The following is a 17,511-nucleotide window of genomic DNA, read 5'->3' on the forward strand; positions in this document are numbered from 1 at the left end:
CCTTTTATGATTAAAATAAACCGGTCGCTCTACCGTCTTCTAATACATCCATCTCTAATGCAGCTGGTTTTTTTGGCAGTCCTGGCATTGTTAAAATATTACCCGTTAAAGCTACAACAAAGCCTGCCCCTAATTTAGGAACGAGAGATCGAACCGTTAATTCAAATCCCTTTGGTCTTCCTAATAAAGTCACATCATCTGAGAAAGAATACTGCGTCTTCGCAATACAAACTGGCAAATGATTCCAACCATTTTTTTCTAACTGTTTTAATTGTAATTTCGCTTCTTTTGTATATTGAACAGAACTTGCTCCATAAATTTTAGTTGCAATAGCTTCCAGTTGTTCTTCAATCGTACTGTTTTCTTCACAGACTGAATGGAATTGAGGTGTGGAATATTCTAATAAGTGTAACACTTCTTTAGCTAATGCTACTCCACCATTGCCACCATTTTCCCATACAGAAGTAAAAATACAGGAGATTCCTTTTCTCTGACAAAGAGTTTGCACTAATTCTTTTTCTTGTGGGGTATCTGTTACAAATTCATTTAATGCAACAACTGCTGAAAGTCCATAATGTTCCGTCATATTTTCAATATGTTTTTCTAAATTAGCAAAGCCTTTTTCTAAAGCTTCTAAATTTTCTCCTTCTGTTAATCCAGAAAGGGAAACTCCCCCATGCATTTTAAGTGAACGGATCGTCGCCACAATAACTACTACATCAGGTGCTTTTTGTAATTGGGGAACTTTAATGTCTAAAAATTTCTGAGCCCCTAAATCAGCTCCAAATCCAGCTTCTGTTACAACAATTTCTCCAAGTGCTAGAGCTGCATTTGTCGCAACTACACTATTACATCCATGTGCAATATTAGCAAATGGTCCACCATGAACAATGGCAGGCGTATGTTCTAAGGTTTGAACTAAATTTGGTTTTATCGCATCTTTTAGTAATAATGTTAAAGCCCCTTGAACGTTTAAATCTTTGACAGTAACTGGATTTTTTTCAAAAGTATAGCCAATTACAATGTTTTCTAATCGTTGTTTCAAGTTTTTTAAGTCTGTTGCTAAGCATAAAATAGCCATCATTTCACTCGCAACCGTAATATCAAATCCATCTTCACGAGGAACTCCTTGAATTGGACCACCTAATCCTACAATGACTTGTCGTAAAGCTCGGTCATTTAAATCAACCGCTCTTTTCCAGATGACTCTTCTACTATCAATTTGTAATTCATTTCCTTGATAAATATGATTATCAATAAATGCAGCTAATGCATTTGTAGCACAAGTTAATGCATGCATATCTCCAGTAAAATGCAAATTAATTTCTTCCATCGGAACAACTTGCGCATAGCCACCACCACAAGCTCCTCCTTTAATACCCATTACAGGTCCTAATGAAGGTTCACGAAGCGCAATAATGGATTTTTTACCTAATTTCGTTAAAGCATCTGCTAATCCAATCGTAACGGTTGATTTTCCCTCTCCAGCAGGAGTTGGACTCATAGCTGTTACTAACACTAATTTACCATTTCTTTCTTTAGAAATTTGGTTCACATCGATTTTAGCTTTATATTTCCCATAAAACTCGATTTGTTCTTCCTCTAAGCCAATGCTAGAAGCAATTTCACGAATTGGTTTCATAACAGCTTCTTGAGCAATTTGAATATCTGATTTCATCCATACCCCTCCTCTAATTAACTATAACGTTGAAATTTTCTTTTAAATGCATAATAAGTAATGGCTAATGGAACTAAGGAACCAAACCACGCTAATGGGTTTGCGGTTGTTAACCCTATATAGCCAAAAGCTTTTGTTAATACTAATGCTGAAAACACACGCATCATTAACTCCATCATTCCTGCAATGGTTGGAATCACAGTTTTTCCTACCCCTTGTAATGTATAACGATAAATAAATAATAAAGACAAAATAGCATAGCATGAAGAATTCGCTAAAATATAAAGTCTGCCATATTCCACTACCGATTCATGCCCTACACCTACAAACATTCTCATAAAATGTGGACTAAATAGAATTAAAATAAAGCCTACACAAAAACTAAACGTAAGGGACAGTTTAATACAATCTCTAACACCTTTCCAAATACGATCATATAATTTTGCTCCATAATTTTGAGCTGAATAAGTCGCCATTGTAATTCCAAATGACATCATAGGTAAGATTCCTAATTGGTCAATCTTTTGTGCAGCTGTATAGCCAGCCACCGCTTCATGTCCTAAACGATTTAATACAATTTGCACCGTAATGGTTCCAATCGCAATAATAGAAGATTGAAATCCCATTGGAAACGAGATATTCATATGGTGGAATAAAAAATCTTTTGTAAAATAAAGTGACTCTTTTTCTATATGTAAAATTGGAATTTTCTTTTTAATATACATATAACAGCAAATGGCAGAGAATAATTGACTGACTACAGTTGCAAATCCAGAACCTCCAACACCCATATTAAAATGAACAATAAATACGTAATCTAATAATATATTTAAAATACAAGAGAGAGCTAAAAAATATAGAGGTGTATTCGCATCACCAATTGCTCGAATAATATTCGATAATAAGTTAAAACCAATTTGAGCAAAAATTCCTGCAAAAATCACCATTAAATACTCATATGCATAATCGATAATTTCTGGAGGAGTTTGCATGATTTCTAATATTTGACGACAAAATAGCATACTGAATGTCGTCAATACAATCGAAGCTCCTATAGAAATTAAAGTAGAAACATAGAAACTTCTTTTTACTCCTTGCATATCTTTAGCCCCAAATTTTTGGGCAAGAGGAATTGCTAATCCGGCGGTCATACTAATGGCAAAACCAATAATAAAAAATACAATACTCCCGGTTGAACCAACAGCTGCAAGTGCTTGTACCCCAATGTATCTACCAACGAAATAAGTATCTGCCATATTATAAAATTGTTGAAAAACATTCCCTATTAATAATGGTAAGGTAAACCGAGAAATTAATTTCATCGGATTTCCAGATGTCATATCCTTCGCCATTTTACTCCTCTTTTCTATATACATACTCAATTTTATAGTATACTAAAATATACAATAATATAACAGTGATACCCTCAGAAAAATTTATAAACTCTCTAAAAATAGCGGTAACATTTCTCTTTTTTAGCCCTACAAATTATGTTACAATACAAACGAAAAGAGGCGAAGATTTATGGTTGAATTTGATAAAGAAAAAATTGCAAAAATGCAACAATATTTAGCAGAAATTACAGATCCTAACTTCCAAGGAAGTGCTACAGACAAAAGAATGGCTGTTGCAGAACTATTTAATTATTATCATTCAGACTGGCAGCAAGATGCCATGCATTTTGTCGACAAAAATCTTGAATTATTTGATGACCAACGAATGCAAGAAATTTTTAAAACGTATAACTCTGGAAGAAAGAGTCCTCAAACAGTCATTCGTCAAGAATCGAAAAGTAAATATAAACGACCAATGCGACCTGGTGAAGATTAAATAAAATGACAAACTAAAAGGCTTAAAATCCACTGATGATTTTAAGTCTTCTTTTTATTTCATTATCGAATTCCTAATGCAATTCTCGCATAACGAGACATTTTTTCTGGAGACCAAGCTGGATACCATACTAATTTAACATCAATCGTTTTGATTTCTTCAATTTCCTTTAATGCACGATGAATTTCATCTGTAATTATATCAGCCAATGGACATCCCATTGTTGTTAGTGTTAAATTTACTTGGCAATGTCCTTCTTCATTTAGCTCTACTCCATAAATTAATCCTAAATTAACAATATCAATTCCTAATTCAGGATCAATCACTGTTTCTAACGCTTCTAAAATTTTTTCCTTCATTGATTCTGGTGTTTCACTCATACGATTACTCCTCTACTAATGATTCTTTTAAAAATTCTACAGATGCTTCAATGGCTTTAAACGTAACAAAGTGTGGCACTTCTGGTGTTTCAATCCATTTCACACGACCCGCATACGGTTCATCTTTAATCTTTTCGTAAAATGCACGATTTAAAGCATATGGTACTTTTTTATCTTCTAGTCCATGCCATATTAAAACAGGACGACCTGCAATTTTTTCTGGTGTATCTGCTAATGATAAACTTTGTAACATTGGAATATATTTATCCATTAAATCAGGAGTTAATTCTACTACTGGTTTATCTTTCATCCAAGTAGAAGTAAGCGACCATTTTGCAAATTCAACTGGATCTGCATTCCCCATTAAACTAACTGCAGCGTATAAAAATGGAAAATGTTTTAATAATGCGTAAGTTGTCATTCCGCCCATACTAAATCCAATTGCTCCGATTTTATTATCGACTAAATTTTCTTTTTGATAAGCTCCGACTAATGTTGGAAATTCTTTAACATTTTGCCCAATAATTTCCCATAATTCAAAGCCATTTAATTCAGATATTTTTCGCTCACCATGATATAGCTGATCGGGTAAAATCGCACGCATGCCATTTTTAGCAAGCATTGCTCCGTAGTGAATACAATTTTCCTTACTCCCAGTCCAACCATGATAACAAACAACTGTCGGAATCATTTTATCTTTATTTTCTTCTTGAACGATTTCTAAAATTGGAATTTGCTCAATGTTTTTTTCTTGAATAATAATCATAACTAACCTCTTTCTTCATATTTTATAAAAAATATGGTACACTCATAAGGATATTGTAACTAAATTGACAAGTTGCCGTCAATTAAAATCGATTAAATAGATGACTACAGGAGGAAAAAATGAAACCAAAATTAATTGCACTTGATTTAGATGGTACAACATTAAATGGACAATCTGAATTTAATCCTATTACTATCCAAACTTTACATCGTTTAACAGAACTTGGACACAAAGTTGCAATTGTAACAGGTCGCCCTTATAGAAGTTCTAAACATTTATATGAAGAACTAGGTTTAGGTGGACCAATTGTGAACTTTAATGGAGCTCTATGCCATATTCCAACTGACGAAAATTGGCAAGGAGAATTTCACGTAACATTAGATGAAGAAATCGTTTTTGATATGTTAGAATTTCATAAAGAATTAGAATGTGATTATTTCATGGTCGAAGGAAAGCATCATTTATATGCTACCATTGAAAACATTCCTGATTCACCCTACTATCCAAAAGATCAACAACCTATCTTATTACAAAAAGATACGAAGTTAGTTGAAAAGCCAACGGCTATTACCGTTTTTTCTAGTATTGAAAAGCAACCCTTCATTAAAGAAAAAATTAAGCAACGTTATGGTCACACGATTGATGTTCGTACTTGGGGAGGCGATATGCCTTGCTTAGAAATCGTCACTTATGGTATTGATAAATCTACTGGTATCCAACATTTATCTCGTTATTATGGAATTCCAACAGAAGATGTTTTAGCTTTTGGAGATGAAGATAATGATTTAGAAATGATTGAATTTGCTGGGCACGGTGTTGCGATGAATAATGCCATTGATAGCCTAAAAGCAATTGCTGATGATATTACCCCACTTCCACATGATCAAGATGGATTAGCTCACTACTTAATCAATTATTTTAAATTAGAAGCTTAACTGAATCCATCTCTTACAAAATTTAAGAAGAAAAAATTCCCTTTTTTGGCTAGGCCGCCAGCAGCCACCTTTGGTGTCTCATGGCTACAAAGAAAATTTTTTCTTCTTAAATTTTTATTTGCACCTTAAAGGAATTTCGATACTCAAACTGATTCGTCGATAGGATTTGTCAAACAAAGTTAAAATACAGAATTATCAATTAATTCTCTTCACGAAAAAGTATTCAGCATAATTATCTTCTTCATTTTCATAATCACCAACACATTCATATCCCAATGCTTCGTAAAACTCTTTTCCCTGCCAGTCAAATGTATCTAAACGGATGATATTAACTCCCATTGCAGCTGCCCGTTTTTCCATCTCACAGATTAATTTCGTACCTATGCCTTTTCTCCTGTATTCTACATCAACAAAAACAGTTGATACATAGAGGATTTTAAACGCGGTAATACAGGCATCCAATCCAGCAATTAGTGTGCCATCAGATTCAATTCCGATCCGAATGTATCCGTTCATTTTATAACTTATATAGTTTCTATCAAATAAACTCAGTCTCGTTTCAATGTTCTCAACCTGTTCTTCATTTAAATCTATAATTTCCATTTTCTGCTCCTTTTAATCTTATTTCTTTTAATTTAAAATTAGAGTAACAGATTCACTATGTTCTTGCAAATAGAAGAAGAATTATTTGCATATTTTTTATATTCTGTTATACTTAAGATACAAAAAAGAGCCGAGCGGGAACTCGACTCTCTTGTAGACCGTTAAAAAGACGGTGGCTAATTAAGTGACTAAAATAACATCACTCAACTCGTCAAAGTTGTGAGCGGTGTTATTTTTTTGTCATTATTTCTATGATTTTGACAATCAAAGATAACAATGCCAATAGTACCATGGCAAAGGTTCCTATCAATGTCATTACTTCATAGCTTGACAAATCGCAACCTCCTTCCTAGTAGATTTAATTCAATGCTCATAAGCATCACCTACCTTATTAAGAGATTGCCACCGCTTTCAAACTTTCTACGCATATACTCTACCATAAACATTTCTAAAATGGAATAGCTATATTTTTAATCTTTCGATTTATAATTTAGTTTTCCCCTATCTAAGTTTTAGAACAGAATTGTATACTTATCAAAACAGTTGAAAAATCACGCTCATCTCTTATAAAATTTAAAAAGAAAAAATTTTCTTTGTAGCTAAAGTAAAAAAATCCATCTTCACGATGGATTTTTTTTACAGGCAAACATCATTATTATACTTCACTAGGTTTTCTTGTCTTCTTATATTGAACAACAAAGATTAGTAAAGCTAATAAAATTAAAGTTGTAATGAACATTAAACTATATTTTCCAGCAAATGGTAATCGATCCATATTTGCAGAAAAAATTCTTGCCACGACTGTTGTAGAAATAGCCCCAGTAAACTGTTGTAAAGTATTAACGATACTATTTCCATCTGCTTGAACATCCTTGTCTAATTGCATTAAACAAAATGTTACATTACTTCCCATTACAAATCCATTTCCACTCATTAAAATAATATTCAATGCTAATAATGGAAGAATCGCTAAATGTTCAAAGAAGACGCTAATCAATACTCCACCAATACTCGCCAAAATTAAACCTGTTAATAAAGGCTTCAACGGACCTTTAACATCAAACCATTTACCTGAAACAGGAGCCAATAAAGCAACCATTGCTGCACCTGGGAACATAAATAGCCCTGCAGTTGTCGCACTTTGATTTAAACCTAATTGTAAATAATTCGGATAAACAAATGATAAACCTAATACTGTTGCTTGGAATGCTAACACTACATATAACATTCCATTAAATGTATGATTTTTAAATGGTGTAAAAGACAATAAAGCATTTTTGCGATTGAAATATTCAAATAATCCACCCGTTACTACTGCACTTAATAGCCATACAAGAGATAAATGTTCAATTGCCATTAATAAACTAGCTAAACAATTCGCTAAGAAGAAAAATGCTAGCAGATTAAATGGTGATTTTTGAATACTTTTCTCTTTTGGAATCGCCCATAAACCAATCACTAAAGAAATGACCAAACATGGAATTAAAATCCAATAAATAAATCTCCATCCTAAAGCTGCTGAAACTAATCCACCAAAAGTTGGTCCAATAGGTGGTGCTAAAGCAGTTGTCATAGAACCTAATCCAATGACTGTACCATGCTGTTCAATCGGTACTTGAGTTAATACAATATGGAACATTAATGGTAACGCAATTCCAGTACCAACCCCTTGTAAAAATCTTCCAAATAATAGCATGATTAAATTTGGAGAAATACAATTGATTAAAACTCCTATAATAAAAATTAAATTTGAAGCTAAAAATAATTGTCTTGTTGTAAAATTACGTACTAAATACGCAGAAATAGGCACAACAATCGCAATGGCTAATAAATAACCTGTTGTAACCCATTGAATTCCAGATGAAGTTGTCTGAAATTCTTGCATTAATGTCGGAAATGTTACATTCATTGCCGTTTCAATTAATACACCGCAGAAACTCATAATGGCTGTCGCAATTACTGCTGGCAATACATACCATTTTTCATTATTCATTCTTGTTACATCCTTTCAAATTATTGCTATACATTTCACTAAAAATCCATAGCCAAATATCTTACCATAATTCACTTATAAAAAGCCACTGAAAACTATTTCAAGTACAAAGAAAAAAGACCAGGACAAAAGCCTGGTCGTTTCTATTCATTCAATCATTATTTTTCTAATGCTTCCACTAATAATTCCACTTGTTTATCTAATTCAGATTTATCTTCATCTGTTAGAGTTAAAACACCTGTTTGGAATCCTGCGCCGATATGAATTCCCACTGTTTTTTCTAGTGGATTCATGCGCATTTTAGTGGCTAATTCTGTTAAAGCACGTAAAACATTTGCTCCACCAGAATGTCCAGCTGCACTACTGAATGCAATTAATTTGCTATCAATGTAAGCCGGAGGTGCATAAGAAGTAATATCTAATGAACGAGACATCCAGTCTAAACCATTTTTTAAACTTCCTGGTAAACTACCGTTATATTCAGGAGATACAATCCAAACAGCTTGAGACGCTTCAAAATCTCCACGATACTCTTCTACAATAGCAGGAGCTGGAAATTCAATATCTTGACTGAAAAATGGTACATCTTTAAAACTTATTTGTTTTGTTTGATAGCCTTTTTCAACTAATTTTTCTTGTACATAATCAATAATAGTTTGGTTAAAAGATTCTTTTCTTAATGAACCATTAATGAATAATACTTGTTTTGACATTGCAAACTCTCCTTTTATTTATTAACGTTTTTTCTTTAATTTTTTCAATTTATTTTGTTTTTGACGACGAGCATATTGTTGCATTGCAATTTGACCTAATTTATTACGGCCTCCACCCATGCCTAATTGTCCCATCATCGATTCCATTGCTTGCATATTTCCATTTGACATCTGATTCATCATTTTTTTAGACTCATTAAATTGTTTAATCAAACGGTTTACTTCTGCTAATGGACGAGCTGAACCTGCCGCAATTCTTTTACGTCTTGCTTGTGATAAAATATCTGGATTTTCACGTTCTGCTGGCGTCATTGATAAGACAATAGCTTTCATACGTGCTGTATCTTTTGGGTCTACTTTTAAATCATTTAATCCTGGAATTTTATTTAACCCTGGAATCATTTTTAAGATATCTTCCAAAGGTCCCATTTTATTCACTTGATCTAATTGGTCGATAAAATCATTAAAGTCAAATGTATTAGCTTTAATTTTATCTGCCATTTCTTGAGCTTTTGCTTCATCAAAATCTTGTTGAGCTTTTTCAATTAAAGTCATGATATCGCCCATACCAAGAATACGAGAAGCCATACGTTCAGGATAGAAAATTTCGAAATCTTCTAATTTTTCTCCACGACCAGAGAATTTAATTGGTTTGCCTGTTACAGAACGAATCGATAGAGCCGCACCACCACGAGTGTCCCCATCTAATTTTGTTAAAATAACCCCTGTAATATCTAAACGTTCATTAAATGTTTCAGCAACATTCACAGCATTTTGCCCTGTCATTGCATCGACCACTAATAAGATTTCATTTGGATTCGCAACAGCTTTAATATTTTGTAATTCTTCCATTAAAGCTTCATCGATATGTAAACGACCTGCCGTATCGATAATAACTAAGTCACGACCTTCAATCGTTGCACGTTCAATCGCTTGTCTAGCAATCTCAACAGGATTAACATCTGTTCCTAATGAAAATACTGGATAATTTAATTGTTTTCCTAACGTTTGTAATTGGTCAATAGCGGCTGGACGGTATACGTCGGCAGCTACTAATAATGGACGTTTGTTTTCATGTTTTGCTAAAAATGAAGCTAATTTACCAGCAGTTGTTGTTTTACCTGCCCCTTGTAAACCAACCATCATCACAACAGTAGGTGGTTTTGGTGAAAATTGGAATGGAGCTTGTTCTCCCCCCATTAATTCTGTTAATTCTTCATTAACAATTTTTACAACTTGTTGTGCTGGAGATAAAGCTTCTAATACATTAGAACCTAATGCACGTTCATTTACTTTTCGTACAAAATCTTTTACAACTTTGAAGTTAACGTCTGCTTCTAATAACGCTAAACGAACTTCACGCATCATTTGTTTTAAATCAGCTTCGGTAATTTTTCCTTTTTTTGTTACCGAACCCATCGCATTTTGCAAGCGATCTGATAATCCTTCAAATGCCATTTTCTCACTCCTCAATCAGGCTTATTTATTCATTTCTTGTAAGTCTGTCATCAATTGTTGTAATTGATGATCATTTGGATAATGTTCTTTGATATGCTGTTCAATACCATCATAGATAGCTTGTCTTTTATAAAAATCATTCACTAAATGTAATTCTTGTTCATAATCTTCTAATAATTGAGCGGATCGTCGAATATTATCATATACGGCTTGTCGACTAACCTCGAATTCTTCTGCAATTTCTCCAAGAGAATAATCTTCCCCGTAATATAATTCCATATATCCTAGTTGTTTTTCAGTCAAAAGTTTGCCATAAAATTCTAACAACAAATTCATCTGAGTTGTCTTTTCAATTTCCATTGCCATCCTCCTGTCCTTAAACTCACTTTCTAATTATAACAAAAACTAGCGTTTATGCCAATTGCAATGAAACTATTGCTGTTATCTATGGCATAAACGCTTTTATTATATAAAACTATTTTTTTATTCGGAAACTTTAAATATTTGAACTCGATAATTTGTTAGTCGCATATCGAGGAGCGACAAATATTTGAGCTTAAACTTATTTTAGTTGCCTATTAAGTAGCAACAAGTATTTGAGATATTTCTATCTTTTAAAAAATTATAACTTTAAAAAATTTAAATGTCAATTATTAGAATTATTGATAATGCCAATTGCAATGAAAATAGAACTATTTTTCAGTTTCTAGAATTTGAGCTATTTTTTCAAACGTGTTTCCATTTCGAATCGTAATCATTTTATAAAACTTTTGCTTTAATAACTGTTTATGGTAAGTTGTCTTTAAATACTCTGCTTCATCGAATTTCCCCCAAAATACAGCATGATTACCTATATATACTACCTCATTATGAAAGTTTGCTTTGTTAAGAAACTCTAGTATCGAGCTTTTATCTAACTGATATGAAAAGAATAATACATCTCTTCTTGCCAACTTTTCATTCCACCACTCTGGTAAGCTTTCTTTTTCTTTTAAATATTCTTCTTTCGTCAGTAAAGCAAAAGGAATTGAGAAATCATAATGTCTTTCTAGCAAATCTTTAATTTTGCAAATACAAGTATCAAGTGTATCGGTACTACTAAAAAATAAATTCCCACTATTAATATAGGAATGCACATTTTGAAAATTTAACCCTTCTAATAATGCTTTCAGTTCACTCATTACTACTTTATTCTTACCACCAACATTAATTCCACGTAACAATAGGATGTATCTCACTATAAAGTCTCCTTCATTTAATCATTTTACAATCACATGAATGATTATACGACAAAAATCAAATTGTTAGTATGAAACAATATCCTTTTTTTGATACTGAATCATACAAATACAATTTTTTAGTGCCTTTTTGAATAACATAATTATAAACAAAACGTTTCTCCTTTAACAGTTTTTCGATTTGATTTTGTTTTTCTTTTAATGCTTGATTCTTTTTACTTTTTGTATTTAGGATACTTCTAAATTCTTTTTGATAAACCTCTTCAAGATTACTATCCTCATTATTAAAATCAATCTCATCTTCTACAGAAAAAGAGTAAATATCAAATCTGTCATTACCAAATCCTCTCTCACTTTTATACTCCAATTTTATATTTTGCACAGGTGCCCCTAATTCAGAAAGCTCATTTCTATTATTCCCTATCAAATAATAAACCAAAAAGATAGTAGCAACTAATAACAATATAAGAACAATACTTTTTTTCATTGAATATTCACCTCTTTTACACCGTAAAAAATATACCATCTCTCACAATTATAAACTCTAAATTGTTCAAAAAATGGATAATTCTCACATTTTAAGCAAATATTAAAAAGTATTCTAAGGATTATGTGTTTTTTAAACCGCTTACTTTTCTAATTGTTTTCCATAATTTTTTCCGTTAAAATATAGATAAGTTAAGAGTTTATTCTCAATTCGGGAAGTATAATATAATTAAGAACAAAGGATCAGATGGTGTATGAAATATAAAATTTATTTCGATGAATCTAAGAAAATCGATCGCAAAACAAAATACTCCTATTATGGAGCAATCTCAATTGAAGAAACAGAATTAGATAAAATCGAATCGCAGATTGAACAAATACTAGATAAGCTAAATAGACCTTCGGAGTTACATTTTGTAGATTATCGACCTTCAGATATTAAGAAATACTTTCAAGTATTCAATTTTTTTCTTTCTTGCTCTAATATCAAAATTAACATATATCGCTTGAATAATGAACATTTTTTTAAATTAGGGAAAACATTAAAGTTTTCAGAAACAGAATTGAGAAAGTATTTTTATGTAAAAATACCTGAACGTCTTTTTTATGGTTTAGTTAGGGATGATAAACAGATTGATGGTTTGGATATTATTATGGATGATAGTACAGAATATCGAACTCTAGGTGTTTTTGAAAAAATATCAGATCAGATGAATGCTCATTCGTTGTATAGAGGAAAAAGTTACCATGTTAACTCTGTTACTGGAATTAACTCTAAAAATTCTAGAATCATTCAGTTGTTAGATGTTATTCTAGGGATAGTTGTGTATCTACTTGAAGAAAATTATAAGGACTTGAAATCTTATCAGAGTATTAGTAAGCGCGATTTTATTTATAGACTTTTATTGAGTAATGATAATTTTAGTCTTTTGGATAAAATGATTTCTATATTTACTTGGGATAATTCTGATATGGATTATCTTAACAAATTAGAAGTAGCTACTATTTTGAATCTGTTTTTAGTTTTTTGTAATAAAAATGATTATACAGAGATCCTTGCTGTTCAGGAATTTTATCTGAAATTTCAATCTAATTTAATGACTTTAGATGACTTAGATAAAAAAACACGAGTTCATCTCCTGAAAAATAATCTTCAAAATCCATATAGTCCGGATAGAGTATTGAATAATTCGTTAGTAGATTTATTTCTAGGGCATTTGAGTCAATTGGAGTTCAAAGATAGAAATAAATATTTAAAATAAAGCTCTCATCAAAGGAGTATGTGTATAGTTACATTTAATGAATGAAGAAAATTACTTGGGATATTTTTACTTGTGTTTCATTAAAGCATTATCACTTACGTTTGACACACATAGTACATGAGTTGATTCAATCAATTGACATTTTCAAAAAAAAATAATAAAATAATCTTACTAGAAATTGTTTGACTGACTACTTTCTTCCCCACTGTCGGGAGGCTGGTTTGCAGTTATTATTAGAAGCTTTCTTCCCCGCTGTTGGGAGGCTGGCTAAGATAAGAAAAAGGAGCATGATAAATGTGCTCCTTTTTTTGTTTCTATCCTTTTTGTATACACTAAAATAGGATTCTCCATTAACCCTATAAATGATAGAATCAGATTAAAAAGCGTCAGACTCTCCTCTAACGCTTTTCGTAGTTTTTGATTAATTTTTCAATTTCTTCTAGATTGGTTGCAAAATAGATTTGATTTCTATCTTCCTGACTTAGTAAGTTTGTCGTTACCATGTGATTGAAAAAAGCCTCTAAATGGTCATAATAACCTTTCATATTGTAGAAAATACAAATTCCATTCGTTTGACCAACTCTTACCCATGAAACGACTTCTGCAATTTCTTCTAGTGTTCCTGGTCCTCCGGGAAGTGCAATATATACTTCGCTTAATTCAATCATTTTGTTTTTACGTTCTGACATCGTTTCAACAATATGAAGTGTGGTAATATCTTTTTTAGCAATTTCTCGCTCTACAAAAAATTGTGGCATGACACCAATAACTTCTCCACCAGTTTGCATAACAGCTGAAGCAACAACTCCCATTAAACCAGTATTTCCTCCACCGTATACAAGTGTGTGCTTCTTCTTCGCTATCCAGTTCCCTAGTTCTTCTGTTCTTTCATAAAAAGTTGAAATATTACTCTGACTAGCGGCACAATAAACTGCAATATTCATAAATTCTCCTTTAAAAAAGAGCCGTAAAATCTTACGACTCGATTATTATTATTTAAATGCTGCAATAATTTCTTCTGCAATTTCTTTCGAACAAATAACTCCTGTAGTCTTTTTATTTGGTACTAAGAAGTCTACTTCTTTTCCGTCTACTGTACTATAGTGTAAATCTAATTCTTTTGCAATTACCATACCAGCAGCAATATCCCATGGTGCTAATAATGTTGATACATAAGCAACAGATTTTCCTAATACTACTTGGATATGTTCAATTGAAGAAGCTCCATAAGTACGAGTTACCATTGCTTTACGAATCATAGCTGCTTCTTTTTCATTTGCTTCTAATAACATAAATCCGTTTACGTTAATAGAGCTATCGCCAATACTGTGAACTTCTGGTTTAGATAAACGACGACCATTGCAATAAGCACCGTAATCTTTAATACCATAAACAAAACGATCACGCATTACATCATAAATGTAACCTAATAAACCTACACCATCTTTATATAAAGCAACCATAATACCAAAATCTTCTTGACGCTTTACAAAGTTTAATGTGCCATCGATTGGATCAATTAACCATACATATCCGTCCATTGAAGTTAATTCGTCACCGAATCCTTCTTCACCCATAATTTTATGTGTTGGGAATTGTTCACGAATTTTTGAAATTAAAAATTGCTCGATTTCTTTATCAACATTCGTTACTAAGTCATTACGACTAGATTTTGTATCCACTGTAATTGATTCACCAAAGCTATGACGAATTTTATTTCCAGCCTCCATAATCCAATCATTGACTAATAAATGTGTTGCAAATAAATCCATAACTAACATCCTTTCTATTGTTCCATTTTAATTCTTTTTGAAGCATTTTTACTCATTTGAACGACACGGTATAAACTATATCCAGAAACAGCTTCAAATTCTTTACCAAGTCTTTTTTCTTCACCAATACTTTTTACAATCGTTTTGAAATCTTTATATCGTTTAATAAATAATTCTGTTTCAATTCCACGTTCATAAGCATCTTCTACAGCATTCCATAATGCAATAACCGTTGACATTTCTTGGTGAGTCCAATCCAAGTCTAATGGATAACTATAATTTGCCAAATAAGTCCCTCCTCAAAAAGTACACTGCTAAGTATACACCTTTTTCATGAAAATAAAAAGGTATATCCTTCATTTACTAATCTAAGTTAATACGAATATTTTTCCATTTTCCTGATTTAAATCTAAATAATATAATGAGCCAACGAATAAATTGGTCAATAAATACTGCATACCAAGCTCCTGCTAAACCTAAGCCAATGATGTTTACAAAAATATATCCTAAACTAACACGAATAACAATTGAACCTACAAAAATGGCAATCAATGGCCAAACGGTATCCCCTGCTCCTCTTAATGCACCAGAAGTAATTAATTGATGACTTTGGAACGGTTGAACAAATGCTACAATCGTTAAGGCAATCATGGTATTTCGAATAATTTCAGGTTCTGTAGAATAAAATTCTACCAAAGTTTGCGAACCAAAAAAGATAAATAGTGACATCCCGATGGCAATAACAAAACCAATTCGTTGACACATTCTAGTATACATTCTTGCCAATTGTTCATTTTTTGCTCCAAGAGATTGCCCCATCAAAGTAGAAGCCGTTATCCCAAAAGCTTGAGCAGGTGAATACGTTAGATTTAAAATATTTAACGAAATTTGATGAGCTGCATATACATTAGTCCCTAATCCCGAAACAATATTTAAAAATGAAATAATCCCAACTCTTAATGCTAATTGTTCTAAAGCAGTCGGTAAACCAATTCGAATTAAATCTTTCATCATTTCAAAACGAAATTCAAATTTTTCCTTAAAATCTAAATATAAAACACTCTTCTTAGACAATACATACCGCAAGTTTAACGACATGGCAATCACATTACTTAACGCTGTTGAAATAGCCGCTCCAGTTACTCCAAGCACCGGGAAACCAAATAAACCATAAATTAACACAGCATTTCCAAGTACATTTAAACTATTCGCAATTAAATTATTACGCATCGGAATTTTTGTTTCGCCGATTCCACGTAAAGCAGCTGTCATCGTAAATGAAAATGATTGGAAAATAAATCCTAGCATAATGACACGAAAATAGGCTGACCCTACTTCAATAACAGATGCATCTGCACCTAAAAAAGATAATACATAGGGTGCTAGTAAAATCATCAACACTGAAATAGGAAGTACAAATCCTAGCATTGCCAGCAACATCACGTGTTTTAAAACTAAGCTAATATTTTTATATTTTTTTGCTCCATAATAACGAGCAATGATGGCTGTTCCACCTACATTCAACGCTTGAACAAAACTTAATCCTAAAAATACGGGTTGATTCGTCATCCCAACAGCAGAAACTGCTTGAGCTGCATGTTCTGGAATACGACCTACCATCATCATATCGACCATTCCAAATAGAGAACCTAATAACACTTCAATAAAAACAGGCCATACAATATGAAAAATATTCATTCTTAATTGTGTTTTATTAAACTTCTGATCTATAATTTCTTCCATGACATCTCTCCTTTTCATGAAAAGTACTTTCTATTTTATACCTATCAGAGATGATGTGCAAGTCATACCCATTTTTAACCAAAAAGAATTTGTCAAACCACCAAAATCCTTATTATTTGTGAAGCAGCCATCAGTTTATTTTCTTACAAATAGGCAAAAAGCTGTTACTCCTCATCAACTGATAAGGTGCAACAACTTTTAATCTCTATGATAAGTACGCAGTTAACTCGATTTCTGATATGTTTAATCTTTTAGCTCCACTTTCGATTGTAAGAATTCCATCTTTAATTAATCCGACAATGGTTGTGATAGCACCTTCTGCTCTGCCTTCTATTCTACCTTTTTCTATTCCTTCCATCTTTGCCAATTGTTTTTCTTCTGACACATACTCTAAATGTGCATAGTAGCCATCTAGCTTTCTTGTTCGATCATCATACATCGTTCGTTCCTCCTACGATAAGTACGCAGTTAATTCCGATTCTGATATATTTAATTGTTGAGCTCCATTTTCAACAGACAAAAGACCTTTCTTTATTAATCCAACAATGGTTGAGATGCCACCTTTTTCTATTCCTTCTTCGATTCCTTCCATCTTTGCCAATTGTTTTTCTTCTGCCACATACTCCAAATGCGCATAGTAGCCATCTAGCTTTC

The 17,511-nt window shown here is 32.3% G+C and carries 20 protein-coding genes and 1 pseudogene; 3 read left to right on the top strand and 18 right to left on the bottom strand.

The window, feature by feature from the left end; all coding sequences use genetic code 11:
- Positions 1-10: 10 nt before the first annotated feature.
- Positions 11-1,678 (bottom strand): formate--tetrahydrofolate ligase, encoded by a 1,668-nt coding sequence (locus tag RWL86_RS05020; RefSeq protein ID WP_314077501.1) that lies wholly within the window; start codon positions 1,676-1,678, stop codon positions 11-13.
- A gap of 17 nt (positions 1,679-1,695) precedes the next feature.
- Positions 1,696-3,030 (bottom strand): MATE family efflux transporter, encoded by a 1,335-nt coding sequence (locus RWL86_RS05025; protein WP_314077502.1) that lies wholly within the window; start codon positions 3,028-3,030, stop codon positions 1,696-1,698.
- A gap of 172 nt (positions 3,031-3,202) precedes the next feature.
- Here RWL86_RS05025 and RWL86_RS05030 point away from each other — a divergent pair, with 172 nt between their 5' ends.
- Positions 3,203-3,508, top strand: a complete 306-nt coding sequence (locus RWL86_RS05030; protein ID WP_006702468.1) for a hypothetical protein — start codon at positions 3,203-3,205, stop codon at positions 3,506-3,508.
- Positions 3,509-3,570: 62 nt separating this feature from the next.
- Here the strand turns inward: RWL86_RS05030 and RWL86_RS05035 are convergent, their stop codons facing one another.
- Positions 3,571-3,888 carry a metal-sulfur cluster assembly factor gene (locus RWL86_RS05035; protein ID WP_006702467.1) on the bottom strand — a complete coding sequence of 106 codons (318 nt, stop codon included), beginning with the start codon at positions 3,886-3,888 and terminating at the stop codon, positions 3,571-3,573.
- Positions 3,889-3,892: 4 nt separating this feature from the next.
- Entirely contained in the window at positions 3,893-4,654 is a 762-nt protein-coding gene (locus RWL86_RS05040; protein WP_314077505.1) for an alpha/beta fold hydrolase, read from the bottom strand.
- Positions 4,655-4,773: 119 nt separating this feature from the next.
- On the opposite strand from RWL86_RS05040, the gene RWL86_RS05045 reads away from it, so the two are divergent.
- A complete protein-coding gene (locus RWL86_RS05045; protein WP_314077506.1) occupies positions 4,774-5,589 on the top strand; it encodes a Cof-type HAD-IIB family hydrolase in 816 nt (271 codons plus the stop codon).
- 195 nt (positions 5,590-5,784) lie between these two features.
- Here the strand turns inward: RWL86_RS05045 and RWL86_RS05050 are convergent, their stop codons facing one another.
- The 8 genes from RWL86_RS05050 to RWL86_RS05080 all read right to left on the bottom strand — a co-directional run bounded on the left by RWL86_RS05050 (position 5,785) and on the right by RWL86_RS05080 (position 12,081).
- Complete coding sequence (locus tag RWL86_RS05050; RefSeq protein WP_314077507.1) at positions 5,785-6,192, bottom strand: GNAT family N-acetyltransferase; 408 nt, start codon at positions 6,190-6,192, stop codon at positions 5,785-5,787.
- A gap of 229 nt (positions 6,193-6,421) precedes the next feature.
- The gene (locus RWL86_RS08435; protein ID WP_396276372.1) at positions 6,422-6,526 is read right to left on the bottom strand and encodes a putative holin-like toxin; all 105 of its coding nucleotides are present in this window, start codon (positions 6,524-6,526) and stop codon (positions 6,422-6,424) included.
- 321 nt (positions 6,527-6,847) lie between these two features.
- Complete coding sequence (locus RWL86_RS05055) at positions 6,848-8,185, bottom strand: MFS transporter (protein WP_314077508.1); 1,338 nt, start codon at positions 8,183-8,185, stop codon at positions 6,848-6,850.
- A gap of 158 nt (positions 8,186-8,343) precedes the next feature.
- A complete protein-coding gene (locus RWL86_RS05060; protein ID WP_314077509.1) occupies positions 8,344-8,898 on the bottom strand; it encodes an NADPH-dependent FMN reductase in 555 nt (184 codons plus the stop codon).
- Between the two features lie 21 nt (positions 8,899-8,919).
- Positions 8,920-10,356: a signal recognition particle protein gene (gene ffh / locus RWL86_RS05065; protein ID WP_314077511.1), complete on the bottom strand. Its 1,437-nt coding sequence runs from the start codon at positions 10,354-10,356 to the stop codon at positions 8,920-8,922.
- Positions 10,357-10,377: 21 nt separating this feature from the next.
- Complete coding sequence (locus tag RWL86_RS05070) at positions 10,378-10,716, bottom strand: putative DNA-binding protein (RefSeq protein ID WP_006702459.1); 339 nt, start codon at positions 10,714-10,716, stop codon at positions 10,378-10,380.
- A gap of 332 nt (positions 10,717-11,048) precedes the next feature.
- A complete protein-coding gene (locus RWL86_RS05075; protein WP_314077513.1) occupies positions 11,049-11,594 on the bottom strand; it encodes a DUF1697 domain-containing protein in 546 nt (181 codons plus the stop codon).
- Positions 11,595-11,652: 58 nt separating this feature from the next.
- The gene (locus RWL86_RS05080; protein WP_314077515.1) at positions 11,653-12,081 is read right to left on the bottom strand and encodes a hypothetical protein; all 429 of its coding nucleotides are present in this window, start codon (positions 12,079-12,081) and stop codon (positions 11,653-11,655) included.
- A gap of 253 nt (positions 12,082-12,334) precedes the next feature.
- Here RWL86_RS05080 and RWL86_RS05085 point away from each other — a divergent pair, with 253 nt between their 5' ends.
- A complete protein-coding gene (locus RWL86_RS05085; RefSeq protein WP_314077517.1) occupies positions 12,335-13,342 on the top strand; it encodes a DUF3800 domain-containing protein in 1,008 nt (335 codons plus the stop codon).
- A 398-nt stretch (positions 13,343-13,740) separates the two neighbouring features.
- Here the strand turns inward: RWL86_RS05085 and RWL86_RS05090 are convergent, their stop codons facing one another.
- The 6 genes and pseudogenes from RWL86_RS05090 to RWL86_RS05115 all read right to left on the bottom strand — a co-directional run.
- Positions 13,741-14,286 (bottom strand): TIGR00730 family Rossman fold protein, encoded by a 546-nt coding sequence (locus tag RWL86_RS05090; protein WP_314077519.1) that lies wholly within the window; start codon positions 14,284-14,286, stop codon positions 13,741-13,743.
- Positions 14,287-14,334: 48 nt separating this feature from the next.
- Entirely contained in the window at positions 14,335-15,114 is a 780-nt protein-coding gene (locus RWL86_RS05095) for an inositol monophosphatase family protein (RefSeq protein ID WP_314077520.1), read from the bottom strand.
- Positions 15,115-15,128: 14 nt separating this feature from the next.
- The gene (locus RWL86_RS05100; protein WP_314077522.1) at positions 15,129-15,401 is read right to left on the bottom strand and encodes a UPF0223 family protein; all 273 of its coding nucleotides are present in this window, start codon (positions 15,399-15,401) and stop codon (positions 15,129-15,131) included.
- Positions 15,402-15,477: 76 nt separating this feature from the next.
- A complete protein-coding gene (locus RWL86_RS05105; RefSeq protein ID WP_314077524.1) occupies positions 15,478-16,857 on the bottom strand; it encodes an MATE family efflux transporter in 1,380 nt (459 codons plus the stop codon).
- A gap of 205 nt (positions 16,858-17,062) precedes the next feature.
- Positions 17,063-17,296, bottom strand: a complete 234-nt coding sequence (locus RWL86_RS05110; protein WP_314077526.1) for a hypothetical protein — start codon at positions 17,294-17,296, stop codon at positions 17,063-17,065.
- Between the two features lie 12 nt (positions 17,297-17,308).
- Positions 17,309-17,511: pseudogene (locus tag RWL86_RS05115) on the bottom strand (hypothetical protein); the annotation flags it as partial.

The sequence above is a fragment of the uncultured Granulicatella sp. genome (assembly GCF_963515095.1).
Lineage (GTDB): Bacteria > Bacillota > Bacilli > Lactobacillales > Aerococcaceae > Granulicatella.